This is a genomic window from Pantoea sp. C2G6 (assembly GCF_051336815.1).
GTDB lineage: Bacteria > Pseudomonadota > Gammaproteobacteria > Enterobacterales > Enterobacteriaceae > Pantoea.
In genome coordinates this window covers 699,498-716,774 of the sequence record NZ_JBGMNJ010000001.1, presented here as the reverse complement: position 1 = coordinate 716,774, position 17,277 = coordinate 699,498, and the positions used below count along the sequence as shown (strand labels likewise).

The following is a 17,277-nucleotide window of genomic DNA, read 5'->3' as shown; positions in this document are numbered from 1 at the left end:
CACTGGAGATCTGTTATGAAACTTATCATCACGCTGCTGCTGTCCGGGTTACTGGGCAGCAGCGCCTTCGCTCAGCCCGCACCGCTTTTCCCGGCACGTGCGCCGCTGGCAAAGTTCACGCCCGTCGCCGACCGCTGCGATCTCGCCACCTGTCAGACTAACTGCTATGTTGAGCGCTCCCGCTGCAACAGCCAGAACGGTGGCGCATGCAGTTCCGAAGCGCAGATCTGCGTGCAGGCCTGCGCCAGCCAATGCAAATAATCCGATTCAGTGAATAAATCTCTGGTTTATAATGAAAAAGTCTTTGTTTTATCTGGTTTTACTCTCTCTTTCCGCCCGCTGTGTCGCCGCTGATTTATCGTCACAGCAGGTCACTTCTCTGGTTAAAGCCGCGGTTGAACCGCTGATGGAGCAGCAGGCAATCCCCGGCATGTCGGTGGCGGTGCTCTATAAAGGCCGGGCGCAGTTTGTGAATTTTGGCGTGGCCGATCTTGAGTCACGCCGCCGCGTGACGGAAAACACCCTGTTTGAACTCGGATCGGTGAGCAAAACCTTTACCGGTACGCTGGCCGGGGTGCTGATTCGCAACGGTGCGCTGCGCCTCAATGACCCGGTTACAAAATACTGGCCGCAGCTGACCGGCGCGCAGTGGCGTCCGCTGCGCATGCTGCATCTGGCGACCTATACCGCCGGGGGGCTGCCGCTGCAACTGCCGGATGAGGTGACCGATCAGGCGTCACTGCTGCGCTACTATCAGCAGTGGCAGCCGCAGGCCGCGCCGGGCACGCTGCGGCAATACTCGAACGCCAGCATCGGTCTGTTTGGCGCGCTGATGGTCAAGGGCGACTACGAGCAGGCGATGGAGCGTAACGTGTTTCAGCCGCTGCACCTGACGCGCACCTATATCACCGTCCCCGCCCCGATGATGCTCAATTACGCCTGGGGCTACAAAGAGGGGAAGCCGGTGCGGGTTTCACCCGGCATGCTGGATGCGCCAGCCTACGGCGTGAAGTCGACCGCGCGCGATATGCTCACCTTTATGCAGGCGAATGCTGACCCGAATCGTCTGTCGGCGGGCAACGCCGTGCTGCGTAATGCGATCCGCACTGCGCAGTCGCGCTACGTTAAGAGCCGCACCTTTTACCAGGGGCTGGGCTGGGAGATCTACGACTGGCCGGTCAGCGTCGCCACTCTGGCTGAGGACAGCAGCAGCGAGGTGGCGCTGAAGCCGCAGCCCGCGACCCTGCTGACGCCGGTCCGGCCTTCGCAAAGCGCCAGCTGGGTGCATAAAACCGGCGCGACCAACGGTTTCGGGGCCTATATCGCCTTTATTCCTGAGCAGAATAGCGGCATCGTGATGCTGGCGAATAAAAATTACCCCAATCCGCTGCGGATCAAAGTCGCCAGGCAGATCATCGACGCCTTGCAGCAGTAGCCGGGGCCAGGCGGCGGAGTTTGCGTCGGCTGGATAACGCGGCCGGGATTGGTATCCGCTGTTCATTTGCGCTAAAATAAAAATCAAATGAACAGGAGGGCCACCATGTCTATCGCCATCTACACGCCCGGTCCGCATCGCCACGACCCGTCGTTGCTGCACGCCCTGAATCTGCCGGAGACCCTTTCCGACGCGCATCAGCGTATCGCGCTGGGGTTCAGCAGCGGGGTGCTGAAACGGACCGCGTCGCTCTCCGCCTTTGATGAAGCCTGGCTGTGCCGTCTGGCGGGCATCGATCGCACCACCTACAATCGCAAAGTGAAAGATCCGCAGCAGACTTTTTCACCCGACCAGAGCGGGCGGATCTATATGCTGATCCGCGTGCTCTCCGCCGCCAGCAAACTGTTCCGCGACGATCGCCAGCGTCTGGCGCAGTGGCTGGAAACGCCCGCCAAAGCGCTGGGCGGCAGAAAACCGGCGGAGATGACCACTACGGTCGCCGGGGCTGAGGCGGTGATTAACCTGATTGGGCAGCTTGAACATGGCGTGATCACCTGATGGCGGTACGCTTTTACCGGCTGGTGAAAAGTGAATATGCGACGACTGCCTTTGATGGTTTTGGTGCCCGCACCTACGGCGGGCGCTGGAATTCGGTGGGTACGGTCTGCGTCTATGTGGGATCGAGCCGGGCGCTCTGCGTGCTGGAGGCGCTGGTTCATCTGACCATTCAGGATCTGGCGCATGACTACACCATGCTGTCGATCAGCGTGCCCGAAGCCCTGATTACCGAGTTAGCGCTGGCGGCGCTGCCTGAGAACTGGCAGGCCGATCCCGCGCCTGCTTCGACGCGGGAAATTGGCGACGGCTGGCTGGCCAGCCCGGATAACGGCCTGATACTCAAAGTACCGAGTACCCTGACCGGTGAATGGAATGCGCTGTTTAATCCGCGCCATCCGGCGGCGGACGCGGTGATCCGCGCGGCCGTGGCCGAGCCGTTTTTCTTCGACCCGCGCTTCAGGCGGCAATAGGGCGGTGCTGCCCAGGCCCGTCAGGCTGAGTCGGGAAGCGCCTGTGCCGCACAGATCAGCGCCAGATGACTCAGCCCCTGCGGCATATTGCCGCGCCAGCTCTGGCTGCGTACGTCATACATCTCATTGAAAATATCGACGTTGCCCTGACCATCCAGCGTTTTCAGGATCGCCTGCATCGCCTCTTCCGCCTGGCGGGTTTCGCCCATCTCCGCCCAGGCCTCCACCAGCCAGAAGGCGCAGGCGAGAAAGGTACTCTCTTCCTCTCTGACGCCGCTGTAGCGGTAGAGCATGGCGCTGCCGTCACCCAGTTGCTGCTGGATAGCACGGTAGGTGGAGAGCATCCGCTGCCGGTTTACCGCGCTGCCGTAGCCATGCACCAGTCCCAGCGCGGCGTCGAGACGATCCTCACTGCCGGCGTAAAACAGATACGCCTGCTGTTGTTCTGACCAGCAGTGTGACTCAATCCAGTCGCGGATACGGTCGCGCTCCCGCTGCCAGCGTGCCAGCCAGGTCGGTTCAATATGCTTGCTTTCCGCCAAGGCCACCGCCCGATCCAGCGCCATCCAGCAGGCCATTTTGGAGTGGGTGTAGTGTTGCAGTTCCGGCAGCTCCCAGATGCCACAATCTTTCTGCCGCCAGTGATCGGCGCAGCAGTTGGCCAGCTCACCCAGCATGCGCGAGGTGGTAATATCCAGCACGTGGCCCGCCTCGATAAAGTGCTGGGCAGTGACCAGCATGTCGCCATACATACTGAGCTGAAGCTGATCGCGGGCGTTATTGCCGACCCGCACCGGCTGAGAGTGCTGATAGCCGCTTAACACCGGATAGCGCTCGCTGGGCACTTCATCGCCATTCAGGGCATAGCAGGCGCGCAGCCTGACGCCGTGGCGAATAATGGTCTGCGACAGCCAGGAGAAGGCCGCTTTACAATCTTCCAGCGCGCCCAGGTAGACAAAAGCTTTAATGATCAGACAGGCGTCGCGCACCCAGGCGTAACGGTAGTCATAATTTTTCTCGCCGCCGATCCCCTCCGGCAGTGAGGTGGTTGCGGCGGCGGCCAGCGCCCCGGTTGGGGAGTACCAGAGAAACTTCAGGGAGAGGGCAGAGCGCCTGACCAGCGCCGGGTAGCGGCCACGATAGCTCAGGCTCTCCACCCAGCTGGTCCAGCCGGTGTGGCTGGTCTCGATCCGCTGATCGATCGCTTCCAGCGGCGGCACCGCCAGCGGTTCGTTTTCGGTGATCAGCAGCGCGCAGAGCGAACGCGACCCGGCGGCGGTGCGCAGCGTGGCGCAGACCTGCTCATCATCCAGCCGGGTAATCTGAATATCCTCGCTGGTACGGAACATCGCCATAATATCGGCAATATGAAACACCCGGCCTTTTTCATTGTTGGCCACCCAGGGGGAACGGGTTTCGGCCGCGGTACCGAAGCGCAGGGTGATCGCTAATTCCACCTCGCCGCTCACGCCTTCGATGCGGCGCGCCAGTTCACACCACGGCAGGCGGCCCGCCAGGGTACTGTTGATCGATTCGGTCAGCAGCACCGTGCCGCTGTCGGTTTCAAAACGGGTTTCCAGCACGTTGCTGTTGTCGCGGTAGCGGCGTGATACCTGATAAGCGCCGCGCGGCACGATCTGAAAATAGCCGCCAATATCGGCGTCGAGCAGACGATCAAACAGCGGCTTAGCATCCAGATTGGGGGCGCACCACCAGTCGATCGAACCATCCGGTGCGATTAACGCCACCGAGCGTCCCTCACCGATGGCCGCATAATCCCCGAGGCCGGCGAACCCCGCCTCTCTGACGGGCGAATGAAAAGTCTGGTTTTCCATGGTCGGCATCCTTGTTTGCTGCTGCCAGCGCAGGGTGGCGCGATAAAAGCGGGACAAAAAAGTGGCCGCATTATGCGGCCACCAGGTCGGAAGGATCAGAGCGTGCCGGTGCCGCCATCAGAGCACCAGACCTGACCGGAAGAGTAGCTGCTCTCGGTTGAGGCCAGGGTAACGTAGAGTGGGGCGATCTCCACCGGCTGACCCGGACGGCCCAGCGGTGCATCGGCACCAAACTGCTTCACTTTCTCCATCGGCTGTCCGCCGCTGGATTGCAGCGGTGTCCAGTATGGACCCGGCGCGACCGCGTTGACCCGGATACCTTCGCCACCCAGCTGCTTCGCCAGGGATTTGGTAAAGGCGACGATCGACGCTTTGGTCTGCGCGTAGTCGAGCAGAATATCGCTGGGTTTAAACGCCTGTACTGAACTGGTGTTAATAATAGAGGCACCGCGTGGCAGATATTCCAGCGCCGCTTTGGTGATCCAGAACATCGCATAAACGTTGGTTTTAAACGTCGCGTCAAAATCTTCAGTACTCAGGGTACGGATGGACTCATTAAATTGCTGACGACCGGCGTTATTTACCAGAATATCCAGACCACCTAATTTCTCCGCCGCCTGTTTTACCAGCTGCTGACAAAATTCTTCTGAACGAATGTCGCCGGGAATAGCGAAAACTTTACGGCCTTCCGCTTCGATTAATTTAATCACTTCATCGGCATCGGGCTGCTCTTCCGGCAGGTAGTTAATCACCACATCGGCCCCTTCACGGGCATAGGCGATAGCCACCGCACGGCCGATACCGGAGTCGCCGCCGGTGATCAGCGCTTTGCGGCCGGTCAGGCGACCGGTGCCGCGGTAGCTGGTTTCACCGTGGTCAGGAACCGGGATCATTTTGCTGGCCAGGCCTGGCGCCTGCTGGGGCTGATCCTCAAAAGGAGGCTTAGGAAATTGATCCAGATCGAGCGTCTTGTTTGTTGGTGTTGTCATTGTTTGCTCCTTGAACAGGGTTATCTGAGACATTAAGCCTGGCACAAATGTGATATTTGTCACATCTGACTGCTGATTCATTGAGCAGATAAAACCAGATTAAATAATTAACGCTGATAAAGCGTAGACAGGAAAGCGCGATTATGGGGCGCTGGCGGGAATTATTTTTCGGCAACGGGAGCCGCTATTTAAAGCGAAGCGCAACGCCGGAAAGCGGCTATTTAGCGAGGCACTCAGCTGGCGAGATTAAATTACCCGAAAAAATGAAAACGGACCGGTACGAAATAGATCCGCACCGGCAGCAGAGAGCCGCTACCCGCCGCGTACCGAACTGCGCCAGACCACGTCTGGCTGGTAGAGGCGCTGCTCCGGCTGCTGTTCCGATTTCGGCCGCAGCGTATCCTGTTGCGCTTTCGTCTCCACCAGCCAGCGGATGGCATCGCGGGCAAACTGCTCCACCGGCTGTGCAAAGGTGGTGAGGTTATAAGAGGACCAGCCCGACTGGGGAATATTGTCATGGCCAATGATGCAGAGATCTTCCGGGATGCGCAGCGCAAAGCGGTGGCGCGCCTCATCCATAAAGCCGCAGGCGAGCAGGTCGGTGGCGCAGTACACCGCGTCGGGACGGATGTCGCGGGTCAGCAGGCGCTGCGCCAGTATCTGGCCGCTTTCGTAGGAGGTGGAACCAAAGCGCTCCACCTGCGCCGCGACGCCCGCTTTTTCTGCCGCCGCCAGAAAATCGCGTTCGCGCTTCAGCAGGCTGGAGGTACCCGCCAGCGAATTGACAAAGGCGATGCGGCTGCAACCGGCGCGCACAAAAGCTTTCACCGCCATCTCCGCTGATGGCCGGGCGTCAAGGCTGATATTGAGGGTGCCGGGCAGGGACTCATCACGGTTGATCAGCACCAGCTGCTGGCCATGTTTGTAGCAGAGGCAGGTGATGGCGCTGTCGGGCATCCCGGAGAGAATAATCGAGGCGTCGGCGCGAAAATTGATTGCCTGTTGCAGCGCCGCGGAGACGCTGGCGTCAGAGCGGTCGGTGTTGATCAGCATCGCGACTTTTCCCGCCTCCTGTAGATACTGCGTCATCCAGCGCACCAGGCTGGCGCGGTAGGGCGTATCCACCTCCGAGGCGATCAGACAGACGATGCCGCTGCGATTACGCACCAGGCCGCGCGCCAGATGATTGACGTGATACCCCAGCTCTTCCGCCGCCTTCATTACCCGTGCGCGGGTCGCGTCCGAAACGCTGGCACCGGGGGTAAAAGTACGCGACACCGCAGAGCGTGAGACGCCCGCCCGGTCTGCCACATCCTGCGCACTCACTACCGCCTTAAGCTGCTGCATGATTTCTCCTCGTCCCATCGTTATCCGCACTGAGTCTGCCTGAAATTGCAAAGCTGTGCAAAAGATTCGCAGCTGCAAATGTTTCAAATTTGTGACAGAGCCTGTCAATTGCGTAACAACCAAATTGACAGGCCAGTTGCTGCGCCGTACTAATTTGCACACACGTGCAAAACTGGCGCACTCAGGCGTCATCCCGCCTTTAAGGAGAACATCATGCGTTATTCCTCACTGCTCGCTGCGGTTATTGTCAGTTGCCCGGTCATCCCTTTCGCTGCCTCGGCAGCGGGCAGTCTCAACATGATCTGCTCGGCAGATGTGGTGGTGTGTGAGCAGATGACCCATCTTTTCAGCCAGTCTCATCCCGATATTAAACTCAGTATGGTGCGGCTCTCTGCCGGTGAAGCCTATGCCCGTATCCGCAGTGAAGCGCGTAATCCGCGCACCGATATCTGGTGGGCCGGCACCGGCGATCCCCATATGCAGGCGGCGGAAGAGGGATTAACCCAGCCCTATCAGTCGCCGCTGCTCGATCAGCAGCAGCCCTGGTCACAGAAAGTGGCGCAGATCTCCGGCTATCGCACCGTTGGCGTCTACGCCGGTGCGCTGGGCTGGGGCTATAACACTAAGCTGCTGGCGGAGAAAAAGCAGAAAGTCCCGGCCTGCTGGGCCGATCTGCTCGACCCTGGCTTTAAAGGTGAGATTCAGATCGCCAATCCCAACTCCTCAGGCACCGCCTATAACACTCTGGCGACCCTGGTGCAGATCATGGGCGAAGATGAAGCCTTTGCTTATCTGAAAAAGCTCAACGCCAATATCTCGCAGTATACCAAGTCGGGCTCTGCGCCGGTTAAAGCGGCGGCGCGCGGGGAGACCACCATCGGCATTGTCTTTATGCATGACGCGGTGGCGATGCAGGTGGAAGGGTTCCCGATTAAGGCCGTCGCGCCCTGTGAAGGCACCGGCTATGAGATTGGCTCAATGTCGATTATCAAAGGCGCACGCAACCTCGCCAGTGCCAAAGCCTGGTATGACTGGGCGCTGAGTGCGGCGGCGCAGTCCCATATGAAAGAGGCGAAATCGTTCCAGCTGCCCTCTAACCGTCAGGCGGAAATCTCTGAGTATGCGCCGCGCTTTGAGAACATCAGGCTGATCGATTATGACTTCAAAACCTACGGCGATTCGGCAAAACGCAAAGCGCTGCTCGGCCGCTGGGATAAAGAGATTGGTGCCAGCGCGCAGTAGGGTGGTTTTCCGCCCGGCGGGTGTCGCCGGGTCCATGCGGTAACGCGGTGGCATCAGCCTGGGGTCCGCTTCTCTGATCGAGGTGATTCATGAATGCGCACAATCGTCGTTTAACCGGCGCGCTGGTCACGGGCGCGGTGGCGCTGCTGTTGCTGCCCTGGTATAGCCTGGAGCAGGGCTTCTTCGCCGGTGACTGGCTGCTCAGCTTATGGCGTGATGAGAACACGGCCCCGGCGCTGTGGCAGCTCGGCCAGCATCGCTGGCTGCTGGTCGCGGTGGTGCTGTGGCTGCTCGCCGCCGCCTGTCTGTTTCTGCCTGCGGGCCGTCGCCGCAGCGGTCTGCTGCTGCTGTTCAGCCTCTGCGGCATCTTGTTTCTGATTGTGGAAGGGCATGCGATTGGTTTCAGTGGCTGGAACTGGCTCTGGCTGGAGAGGCTCTATGGGCCGCTTGACCAGGGACAGCCGGCGATGGGGGCCGGGGCGTTGCTGCTGCTGACGGTCTTTCTGCTGATTTTTGCCTTTGCGCTGGCGGAGCGCGGCGTGCTGAAAGGGGACGCCTTTGTGGTGGCGTCGATTGTGCTGCTGGTGGCGCTGGTCACCACTTTTGTCCTCTATCCGGTACTGAGCCTGTTTGTCGCCTCGGTGCAGGACATGGATGGCAGTTTCAGACCCGATGGTTTGATTGCCAATATGCAGGACCCGGCGATCTGGAGTCTCTCCTGTCTGACCGGCGGCAACTGCGGCACCGCCTGGCGCACGCTGGGGCTGGCGCTGATGACCGCCAGCGGCTCAACGCTGCTGGGATTAGCCTTTGCGCTGGCGGCGACGCGCACCCCACTGCCGTGCAAAAAGGCGCTGCGGATGCTGACCATTCTGCCGATTATCACGCCGCCGTTTGTCATCGGGCTGGCGCTGATCCTGCTGTTCGGTCGCTCCGGTGTGGTGACAGTGTCACTGGCTACGCTGTTCGGCATTGAACCGGGCCGCTGGCTCTATGGCCTGACCGGCATCTGGATTGCCCAGGTGCTCTCGTTTACCCCCATCGCTTTCCTGGTGCTGATTGGGGTTGTCGAGGGCGTCAGTCCCTCGCTGGAAGAGGCCTCTCAGACCCTGCGCGCCAGCCGCTGGCGCACCTTCTCCCGCATTTCACTGCCGCTGATGGCGCCGGGGCTGGCCAACGCCTTTCTGATCAGCTTTATCGAAAGCATGGCGGACTTCGGCAATCCGATGGTGCTGGGTGGCAGTCACGGCGTGCTTTCGACCGAAATCTTCTTCTCTGTGGTCGGCGCGCAAAACGATCCGAGCCGCGCGGCGGTGCTGGCGATGATCCTGCTGGGCTTTACGCTGGCTGCCTTTCTGGTGCAGCGCCTCTGGCTCGCCGGGAAAAGTTTCGCCACCGTCACCGGTAAAGGCGACGGCGGACGGCACGGGATGCTGCCGCGCCCGGTACGTTACGGCGTCTATGGCATGGTGATCCCGTGGGGACTCTTTACCCTGGTGATCTACGGCATGATTATGGTGGGCGGTTTTGTTCACTCCTGGGGACTGGATAACAGCCTGACGCTGGATCACTACCTGCGTGCCTTCAGCGTCAGCGTCACTCAGGGGCAGCTGGTCTGGAGCGGCGTCGCCTGGAACTCCTTCTGGACCACGCTGGAGATTGCGCTGATCGCCGCACCGCTTACCGCTGTGGTCGGGCTGCTGACCGCCTGGCTGATTGTGCGGCAGAAGTTTGCCGGGCGTCAGACCTTTGAGTTTATGCTGATGCTGAGCTTTGCCATTCCCGGCACGGTGATTGGCGTGAGCTACGTGATGGCCTACAACCTGCCGCCGCTGGAGATCACCGGCACCGCCCTGATCCTCATCGCCTGCTTTGTGTTCCGTAACATGCCGGTCGGCGTGCGTGGCGGCATCGCAGCGATGAGCCAGCTCGATAAAAGCCTCGATGAAGCGTCACTGACGCTGGGCGCCAACAGCTTCCGCACGCTGCGCAAAGTGGTGCTGCCGCTGCTGAAACCGGCGATCAGCGCCGCGCTGGTTTACGCCTTTGTGCGCGCCATTACCTCTATCAGCGCGGTGATTTTCCTGGTCAGCGCCCAGTACAACATGGCGACCTCCTACATCGTCGGGCTGGTGGAGAATGGTGAGTATGGCGTGGCCATCGCCTATTCCTCCGTCCTGATCGTGGTGATGCTGCTGATTATTGCGCTTTTCCAGCTGCTGGTGGGCGAACGTCGCCTGCGCCGCGTTACCCGACCGGTGGCGACCGCCGCCGTTTCCTCTGCATCCACCCTGACTCAGGAGAGAGCCCTATGACGACGATAAACGCCGGATCGGTGGTATTTGAACATGTAGCCAAACGTTTTGCCGGGTTTACCGCGCTGCCGGATCTCTCCCTGACCGTTGAACCCGGCACGCTGGTGACGCTGCTGGGGCCGTCCGGCTGCGGCAAAACCACCACGCTGCGGCTGCTGGCCGGGCTGGAACATCCCACCTCCGGCCGGATCCTGATTGGTGGCAAAGATGTGACCCATCTGCCTGCCAATGAGCGTGACGTGGCGATGGTGTTTCAGTCCTACGCACTGTTTCCCCATATGAACGCCCTCGACAATGTGCTCTATGGGCTGCTGGCGTCGGGAATGAATAAACGCGAAGCGCAGGATCGGGCGCGTGAAGGACTGAAGCTGGTGGGGCTGGAGAGTCAGGGGCAGCGGCTGCCGTCGGAACTCTCCGGTGGTCAGCAGCAGCGTATCGCGGTGGCGCGCGCGCTGGTGCTGGAACCGCAGGTGCTGCTGCTCGATGAGCCGTTGTCGAATCTGGATGAGCGTCTGCGGCGGCGGGTACGCACCGACATTCGCGACCTGCAACAGCGGCTGGGCTTTACCGCGGTCTATGTCACCCATGACCAGGAGGAGGCGCTGGCGGTCTCCGATAAGATTATTGTCATGAAAGAGGGCGATATTGCTCAGCAGGGCGCGCCGGAAACCCTCTACCATTCGCCGGCGTCGGTGTTTATCGCGGACTTTATGGGCGAGGCGAACATTCTGCCCTGTGAAGTCGAACAGGCGGATGCCAGCGAGGCGCTGATCCGTCTCGGCAGCCAGCGCTTCCGTGTCCGGGGTGGCGGTGCCAGAACCGGCAGCGCGCAGCTGGCGGTACGGCCGCGGTTTATCACGCTTTCCGGTGACGGAGAAGGGGCGTTGCAGGGCGAGATCGTCCATAGCATCTGGCTCGGCGACCATATCGAATATGAAGTCGCCACGGCGCTGGGGTCGCTGTTTATTATCGATCCGCAGATGGAACAGCGACTGCCGCTGGCGGCGACGGTCGGCGTTAACTTTAACCCGCAGGGGCTTGCCCTGATTGCCCGTTCAGCTGTTTAACTCAAGGAGTTCGCATGGAACCGCATGATGAAATAATCTCTCGCCTGGCGTTAGCGGAAGCCGTGGCCCGTGAAGGAGGCGCGACCGCGCTCTCTTACTTTCACCGCCGCGAGACGCTGGTGGTGGAAACCAAATATGATTTGCAGGATGTGGTGTCGATTGCCGATCGTGAAGTGGAGCAGCAGATTGCCGCCTGTATCCGCGAAGCGTTTCCCGACGATGGCTTCCTGGGAGAGGAGTCGGGATTGCAGTCGGGGCGTACAGCCTATACCTGGGTGGTTGACCCGATTGATGGCACCAGCCCGTTTCTTAACGGCATGCCCAACTGGTGTGTCTCGGTTGCCGTGCTGCGGGGTGACGAGCCGGTCATCGGGGTGATTTTCGCGCCGACCTTTGAAGAGTGCTATGTGGCGGCGCAGGGTGAGGGCGCGACCCTTAACGGCCGCCGGTTGCAGCTCGACGCATCGCGCACCCTACAGAATCACGTCACTGGCTTTGGGGCAAACAGCTACGTCACCCCGCAGCAGGTGGGCGAGATTGTCGCGGCGCTGCTGGCGGCTGGCGGTAACTTTATCCGCATCGGTTCAGGCGCACTGATGCTGGCGTGGGTCGCCGCCGGACGGGTAGTGGGGTACTACGAACCTTACATGCACGCCTGGGATTGCCTCGCCGGTTACTGCCTGGTGAAAGAGGCGGGCGGCTGGGTCCACCCGTTCGATACCTCTGGCGAACGCATCACCAAAGGCGCGCAGGTGCTGGCGGTCGCGCCGGGTGCGGAGGCCGATCTGCGCCGCATCGCCGGATTGTGACCCTGTCACGATGCTGAGCGGGAAATGTAAAAATCAGCGTCGTGGCTGTCCGCTTGCAGGGTTTTCGTCAGGTAGTGTCGCTGCATTCCGGCTTGTGGAAAGTCGGGCAGGGACATTTGCTGCTGATACCCCTGTTTCAGATAAAACGGCAGCGCCTGGAAGCTAAAGGTATCCACCAGCGCCTGCTGACATCCCAGGGTCAGTGCCTGCTGTTCTGCTCGCTGCAACAGGGCACGCCCTAAACCGGTACCGTGCTCTCCCTCCGCGACCCACAGATAGTCGATACACAACCAGTTCCCTTTACGTGCGGCGATCACGCCGCCCGACAGTCTGCCGTCCGCTTGATGGTGTAACACCGCCAGTGGCCCCCAGTTTTCCTGATGGATGAACCGGCGGTTGTAACTGCCCAGCCCGGCGAATAACGCCTGGCGGTCGTGCTCGGCTATCTGCTGCGTCACGGTAAAACCGCTCTCTGATCCCATGCTTTTCTCCTGTCAGGCTACGTCTTTAATGGCTTTATACCCGGAAAGGGATAATAGACTATTTATCCGCTATGGGGTATAAAATATAATTTATCCCTTTTAGGGTATAAAATCTGTTTTATCCTCTTTCGGGGATAGAGTGAGTGCGCTATGCTGACCCGGAGTGAACGTTCAGGGAGCAGGTTCGATGATCTACAGCCCGCTACAGCTGGCAAACCAGCTAAAACTTATCCGCCAGCGTAATGGCTGGACCCAGAGTGAACTGGCGAAAAAGGTCGGTCTGAAACAGGCGACCATTTCCCATTTTGAAAATGCCCCGGACAACACCTCGCTGGCGACGCTGTTTAAGCTGTTGCAGTCGCTGGAGCTGGGCCTTGAGGTGCGGGAGAAAACCGCCGCCGCGCCGACGCCGCTCAATGACGAGGATGACTGGTAATGCAAAAGCTGATTGCCTGGATGAATGGCGAGCGGGTTGGGGTACTGACCCGCCAGCGCAACGGGGCGCACGAATTCCAGTACGACCGGGAGTGGCTGAGCAGTCCGCTGGCGCGGCCGTTGTCGCTGTCGATGCCGCTACAGGTGCCGCCAGTCACCTCCCACGCGGTGATTAACTTCTTCGATAATCTGCTGCCCGATAGCCCGTTGATTCGTGACCGGATTGTGGCGCGCTACCAGATAAAATCCCGGCAGCCGTTTGACCTGTTGCAGGAAGTGGGACGTGACAGCGTCGGCGCAACCATGCTGTTGCCGCCCGAGATGCCGCTGCCGCCGTTAGCGGTGCGTTATGAGCTGTTAGACGAGGCGAGACTGGAGAGTGTGCTCTCCGCCTATCAGTCCGATATTCCGCTCGGTATGCTGCGCGAAGAGACTGACTTCCGCATATCGGTGGCGGGGGCGCAGGAGAAAACCGCGCTGCTGCTGACCGACAAAGGCTGGAGCATACCGGCGGGTGCCACGCCCACCTCCCATATCATTAAGCTGCCGATCGGCGAGATTAAACAGCCCAGCGCCACGCTGGATATGCGTGAAAGCGTGGAGAATGAGTATCTCTGTCTGGCGCTGGCCAGAGCGCTGGGTATCGATGTACCCCAGGCGACCATCATCCGCGCCGGGGAGATGCGCGCCCTGGCGGTAGAGCGCTTTGACCGGCGCTGGTCACGGGACGGAACCCGGCTGATTCGTCTGCCGCAGGAGGATTGTTGCCAGGCGCTGGGGCTGCCATCCTCGACCAAATATGAGTCGGACGGCGGACCGGGCATTGCGGAGATCATGCAGTTACTGATGGGATCGAGCAACGCCATCGAAGATCGTTATCGCTTTATGATGTTTCAGGTTTTTCAGTGGCTGATTGGTGCCACCGACGGGCACGCCAAAAACTTCTCACTGTTTATTGAGCGCGGCGGCAGTTATCGCCTGACACCGTTCTACGATGTGATCTCCGCCTATCCGGTGCTGGGCGGCACCGGTCTGAATAAGCGCGCGCTGAAGCTGGCGATGGGGCTGCGGGCGACCAAAGGCAAAAAAGTGGAGATCGATAAAATCTTCCCGCGCCATTTTATCGCCACGGCTAAGCAGGTCAGCTTTGATAGCGCCGCGCTGCAACAGATCTTCGACTTCTTTATCCGTGCTTTTCCAAAGGCGGTCACGACGGTACGCGATGCGCTGCCTGAGGATTTTCCGCAGCACATCGCCGACGCGATTTTCAGCCATTCGCTGATTATGCTGGAGCGTTTAAGGCACCAGGATTGAGTCGGGCAGGGAGCGGACGGACAGATCGCCGCGCCCTTTTCGGACCGCTCAGAATCCTGGGCGCACAGGTAAAGAGCGGGTTAATCAGCCGTTTCAGGGCGGTAATAATTTGTAAAATATAACTGAGAGTAAAAGGCAGGCGCTTCTGTCAGGATACGCGCCTCAGAACCTTGCCGGTCGTTCGCATTCGATGAAATGGTTTACCCAAAACGCGGTTTTGTTTGCCTGCAAAACCTCGCTTGCCGCGTTTATTGCCCTCGCTGTCGCCCTGATGCTTAATTTCGAAAAACCCGCCTGGGCGCTGACCACCGTGTTTGTCACCTCGCAGCTCTATGCGGCTTCCACCGTCTCGAAATCGCTGTTTCGTCTGCTGGGTACGCTGCTCGGCGGTCTGTTTATTCTGCTGATCTATCCCGAAACGGTGCAGTCACCGCTGCTGTTCAGCCTCTGCGTTTCGCTCTGGGTCACAGTTTGTCTTTATCTCTCGCTGCATGACCGCACGCCGAAGAGCTATATCTTTATGCTGGCCGGCTACAGCGCGGCGATTATGGGCTTTCCCGATGTGGATACGCCGTCGGCGATTATCAACACGGTGATTTCAAGGATCGAGGAGATTACGCTCGGGATCCTGTGCAGCACGCTGGTTCACCGGCTGATCTTTCCGGTTTCGATGCACCATCTGCTGGGGCAGAGCGTCAATCTCTGGTTTCAGAACGCCCGTAAGCTGTGTGATGAGCTGGTCAGCGGCAGGGCGAAGAACAAGTCTCTGGAGCGGGAGGATATTCTGATTCAGATGGCCAGCTATCCGCTGAGTGTTGAAACGCTGCTGACCCATTGCGTCTATGAGGGTGAGGCGGCGCGTAACGTTATTCGTCTGGTCAGCGTGCAGTATCAGCATCTGACCTATCTGCTGCCGACGCTGACCGCGATTGAGTCACGGCTGGGGCTGCTGGCGGAGTTGAACATCCGCTTTCCGCGCGCGGTGTCCGACGTGTTTGAGCAGTTTCTGCTGTGGCTGCATCACGATCGGGTCAATGATATTGACGGGCTGCGGGAAGCGATAAGTGCCGCCCAGCTGACGCTGGAGCGGGACTGGCGCGGCGGTCTGCTGGCGACTGAAGAGAGCCTGCTGTTGATTGGGTTGCTGGAGCGGCTGGCTAACTTTGTGCGCATTGCCGATGCCTATGAGAATGTCAGCGCCCGCGCCGGCGATCTCTATAGTCATGGTGATGGCGCGGCGATTCGTAATATCCGTGACCACCGGCATATCGATAAAGGGCTGCTGCGGCTCTCGGCGCTAACGGCTTTTCTGGCGACCTTTCTCTCCAGCCTGTTCTGGATAGGCAGCGGCTGGGCCGACGGGGCGAACGCGCCGTTAATGGCGGCTATCATCAGCTCCTTTTTTGCCGCGGTCGACTCGCCCGTCACGCCGATGAAGCTGTTCGTAAAAGGGGTACTGATTGCGCTGGTGGTCAGTTTGTTTTACATCGCTTTTTTGATCCCGCAGGCGAATACCTTGCAGGCACTGATGATTTGCCTGCTGCCGGGGCTGATGCTGCTGAGCCTGGTTATCGCTAATCCGGCCACCAACCTGATTGGTCTCAGCGTGGCGATTCAGATCCCCGGTTTTATCGGCCTGAGCCATCACTATGTCCCGAACCTGATTGTTACCCTGAATGCGGCGATCTCCTCGCTGGTGGGGATTATGTTTGCGGTGGTGCTGACGGCGCTGATCCGCAATAAGCGTCCGTCATGGATTGCCAGAAGAGCGGTGCTGCGGGGGCTGCGTGACCTGTTGAGTTTTATCAAAAGGGTAGAGCGCAACTCCGCCACGCTGTTATCCCGACAGCAGTTTATTGCGCGGATGCTCGACCGGGTTAACATCATTCTGCCGCGTAAACGGCTCGATCCGGTGCCGGATATTGTGGTGGGGGGCTATCTGATTAGCGAAACCTGGCTCGGGGCCAACTGTTATGACTTTTATGCGCGCTATCGCGAGGTGCTGGAGTCGCATCGGATTGATAGCGGGCAGATGTTTCATGAGCTGGCGCTCTATCTGAAGCGCAAGATGAAGGCGCTACAGTTAGCACCGCATCAGGATTTGCTGGAGGAGCTGGACCTGTTGCTGCTGCGGCTGGAGAGCGTCGCCCGCGAGCAGAGTGAAGCTGTCGCGCCATTAATTCATCTGTTTAATATCCGGGTGACGCTGTTTCCGCAGCAGCGCTGGCCGGGATAGAAGAGATGTAATAAGAAGGGAGATTATTTAAGTTACCGCTCCATTTTAGTTACATCATACAATATGTCTTTTTAAAAATAATCATCAAACACTGTGCCTGCTTATCTGCCTTAGCAGTAAGAGAGGGCGAGACAGGCATGAGCCTGGCGCGCGGCAATAGCGCCCGCCATTGCCGCGTTTTAACCTTTCTGCGGGAACGACAGGCTCATTGCCGTCAGAAAAAGAGCAGGGCATGAAGACCGCAGCATTCAGCGGGTCACGGGGGGTTGAAGCTGATAGATCCAGGCGCTGACCTGCTGATTATCGCGGGTATTGACCTGAACCGGCACACGATCGTAACCCTCTTCAAACTCATCGAGCATCGGCCAGTGGGCATCCAGCTGGTCGGAAATAAACAGATACCCCGGCACATCAGGGCCTTGCTCATTCAGCACGATACCAGGAAAATCGGCCGCGGCGCCCCAGCCACGCTCATAAAAGGTGCCGTTCACCGAACCGGCCAGCCACTCTCCGCCAATATTTTCCAGGATATGGGCATTCTCACGGCCCGGGCAGAGCGTGCCATAAACAAACAGGCGTTTCATTTTTTCTCGTTTGATAAGTTGCAGGCTGAAGCTGGCAACTTTAACGTGGCTGAAAGGGATTGTCTTGCGGAACCACCTCTTCAGCATCTGAAACCGGCGGGCGCAGGTAAATTCTGCGTAACACAAGGCACACCAGATAAGCAGAATTCATGTAGCGAC

Annotated in this window: 16 protein-coding genes; 11 read left to right on the top strand and 5 right to left on the bottom strand. The window is 59.4% G+C overall.

Annotation, left to right across the window (positions count from 1 at the left end; all coding sequences use genetic code 11):
* Window positions 1-15: 15 nt before the first annotated feature.
* The 4 genes from ACCW71_RS03420 (at window position 16) to ACCW71_RS03405 (ending at window position 2,463) form a co-directional block, all read left to right on the top strand.
* Window positions 16-261: a hypothetical protein gene (locus tag ACCW71_RS03420; protein ID WP_436369656.1), complete on the top strand. Its 246-nt coding sequence runs from the start codon at window positions 16-18 to the stop codon at window positions 259-261.
* Window positions 262-292: 31 nt separating this feature from the next.
* Window positions 293-1,435 (top strand): class C beta-lactamase, encoded by a 1,143-nt coding sequence (gene ampC, locus ACCW71_RS03415; RefSeq protein WP_436369654.1) that lies wholly within the window; start codon window positions 293-295, stop codon window positions 1,433-1,435.
* A gap of 105 nt (window positions 1,436-1,540) precedes the next feature.
* Window positions 1,541-1,993 carry a type II RES/Xre toxin-antitoxin system antitoxin gene (parS, locus tag ACCW71_RS03410; protein ID WP_436369652.1) on the top strand — a complete coding sequence of 151 codons (453 nt, stop codon included), beginning with the start codon at window positions 1,541-1,543 and terminating at the stop codon, window positions 1,991-1,993.
* Window positions 1,993-2,463 carry an RES family NAD+ phosphorylase gene (locus ACCW71_RS03405; protein ID WP_436369650.1) on the top strand — a complete coding sequence of 157 codons (471 nt, stop codon included), beginning with the start codon at window positions 1,993-1,995 and terminating at the stop codon, window positions 2,461-2,463. Before parS ends, ACCW71_RS03405 begins: the two co-directional genes overlap by 1 nt.
* A gap of 20 nt (window positions 2,464-2,483) precedes the next feature.
* Here ACCW71_RS03405 and ACCW71_RS03400 read toward each other — a convergent pair whose 3' ends face one another.
* From ACCW71_RS03400 to ACCW71_RS03390, 3 genes are all read right to left on the bottom strand, one after another.
* The gene (locus tag ACCW71_RS03400; protein WP_436369649.1) at window positions 2,484-4,298 is read right to left on the bottom strand and encodes a glycoside hydrolase family 15 protein; all 1,815 of its coding nucleotides are present in this window, start codon (window positions 4,296-4,298) and stop codon (window positions 2,484-2,486) included.
* Window positions 4,299-4,393: 95 nt separating this feature from the next.
* The gene (locus ACCW71_RS03395) at window positions 4,394-5,287 is read right to left on the bottom strand and encodes an SDR family oxidoreductase (protein WP_436369647.1); all 894 of its coding nucleotides are present in this window, start codon (window positions 5,285-5,287) and stop codon (window positions 4,394-4,396) included.
* Between the two features lie 312 nt (window positions 5,288-5,599).
* Window positions 5,600-6,634 carry a LacI family DNA-binding transcriptional regulator gene (locus ACCW71_RS03390; RefSeq protein WP_436369645.1) on the bottom strand — a complete coding sequence of 345 codons (1,035 nt, stop codon included), beginning with the start codon at window positions 6,632-6,634 and terminating at the stop codon, window positions 5,600-5,602.
* A gap of 213 nt (window positions 6,635-6,847) precedes the next feature.
* On the opposite strand from ACCW71_RS03390, the gene ACCW71_RS03385 reads away from it, so the two are divergent.
* The 4 genes from ACCW71_RS03385 to ACCW71_RS03370 all read left to right on the top strand — a co-directional run bounded on the left by ACCW71_RS03385 (window position 6,848) and on the right by ACCW71_RS03370 (window position 12,067).
* Entirely contained in the window at window positions 6,848-7,876 is a 1,029-nt protein-coding gene (locus ACCW71_RS03385; RefSeq protein WP_436369644.1) for an ABC transporter substrate-binding protein, read from the top strand.
* Between the two features lie 89 nt (window positions 7,877-7,965).
* Complete coding sequence (locus ACCW71_RS03380) at window positions 7,966-10,191, top strand: ABC transporter permease (protein ID WP_436369642.1); 2,226 nt, start codon at window positions 7,966-7,968, stop codon at window positions 10,189-10,191.
* On the top strand, window positions 10,188-11,258 hold the full coding sequence (locus ACCW71_RS03375; RefSeq protein ID WP_436369640.1) for an ABC transporter ATP-binding protein: 1,071 nt from the start codon (window positions 10,188-10,190) through the stop codon (window positions 11,256-11,258). The genes ACCW71_RS03380 and ACCW71_RS03375 overlap by 4 nt, the downstream gene beginning before the upstream one ends.
* A 14-nt stretch (window positions 11,259-11,272) precedes the next feature.
* Entirely contained in the window at window positions 11,273-12,067 is a 795-nt protein-coding gene (locus ACCW71_RS03370) for an inositol monophosphatase family protein (protein ID WP_436369638.1), read from the top strand.
* Between the two features lie 5 nt (window positions 12,068-12,072).
* Here ACCW71_RS03370 and ACCW71_RS03365 read toward each other — a convergent pair whose 3' ends face one another.
* Window positions 12,073-12,549, bottom strand: a complete 477-nt coding sequence (locus ACCW71_RS03365) for a GNAT family N-acetyltransferase (protein ID WP_436369636.1) — start codon at window positions 12,547-12,549, stop codon at window positions 12,073-12,075.
* 187 nt (window positions 12,550-12,736) lie between these two features.
* On the opposite strand from ACCW71_RS03365, the gene hipB reads away from it, so the two are divergent.
* The 3 genes from hipB to ACCW71_RS03350 all read left to right on the top strand — a co-directional run bounded on the left by hipB (window position 12,737) and on the right by ACCW71_RS03350 (window position 16,534).
* A complete protein-coding gene (hipB, locus tag ACCW71_RS03360; RefSeq protein WP_436369634.1) occupies window positions 12,737-12,985 on the top strand; it encodes a type II toxin-antitoxin system antitoxin HipB in 249 nt (82 codons plus the stop codon).
* Window positions 12,985-14,298 (top strand): type II toxin-antitoxin system HipA family toxin, encoded by a 1,314-nt coding sequence (locus ACCW71_RS03355; RefSeq protein WP_436369632.1) that lies wholly within the window; start codon window positions 12,985-12,987, stop codon window positions 14,296-14,298. The genes hipB and ACCW71_RS03355 overlap by 1 nt, the downstream gene beginning before the upstream one ends.
* Window positions 14,299-14,488: 190 nt before the next feature.
* Window positions 14,489-16,534, top strand: coding sequence for an FUSC family protein (locus ACCW71_RS03350; RefSeq protein ID WP_436369630.1), 2,046 nt, complete (start codon window positions 14,489-14,491; stop codon window positions 16,532-16,534).
* Between the two features lie 248 nt (window positions 16,535-16,782).
* Here the strand turns inward: ACCW71_RS03350 and ACCW71_RS03345 are convergent, their stop codons facing one another.
* Window positions 16,783-17,118: a gamma-glutamylcyclotransferase family protein gene (locus ACCW71_RS03345; protein ID WP_436369629.1), complete on the bottom strand. Its 336-nt coding sequence runs from the start codon at window positions 17,116-17,118 to the stop codon at window positions 16,783-16,785.
* Between the last annotated feature and the right edge of the window lie 159 nt (window positions 17,119-17,277).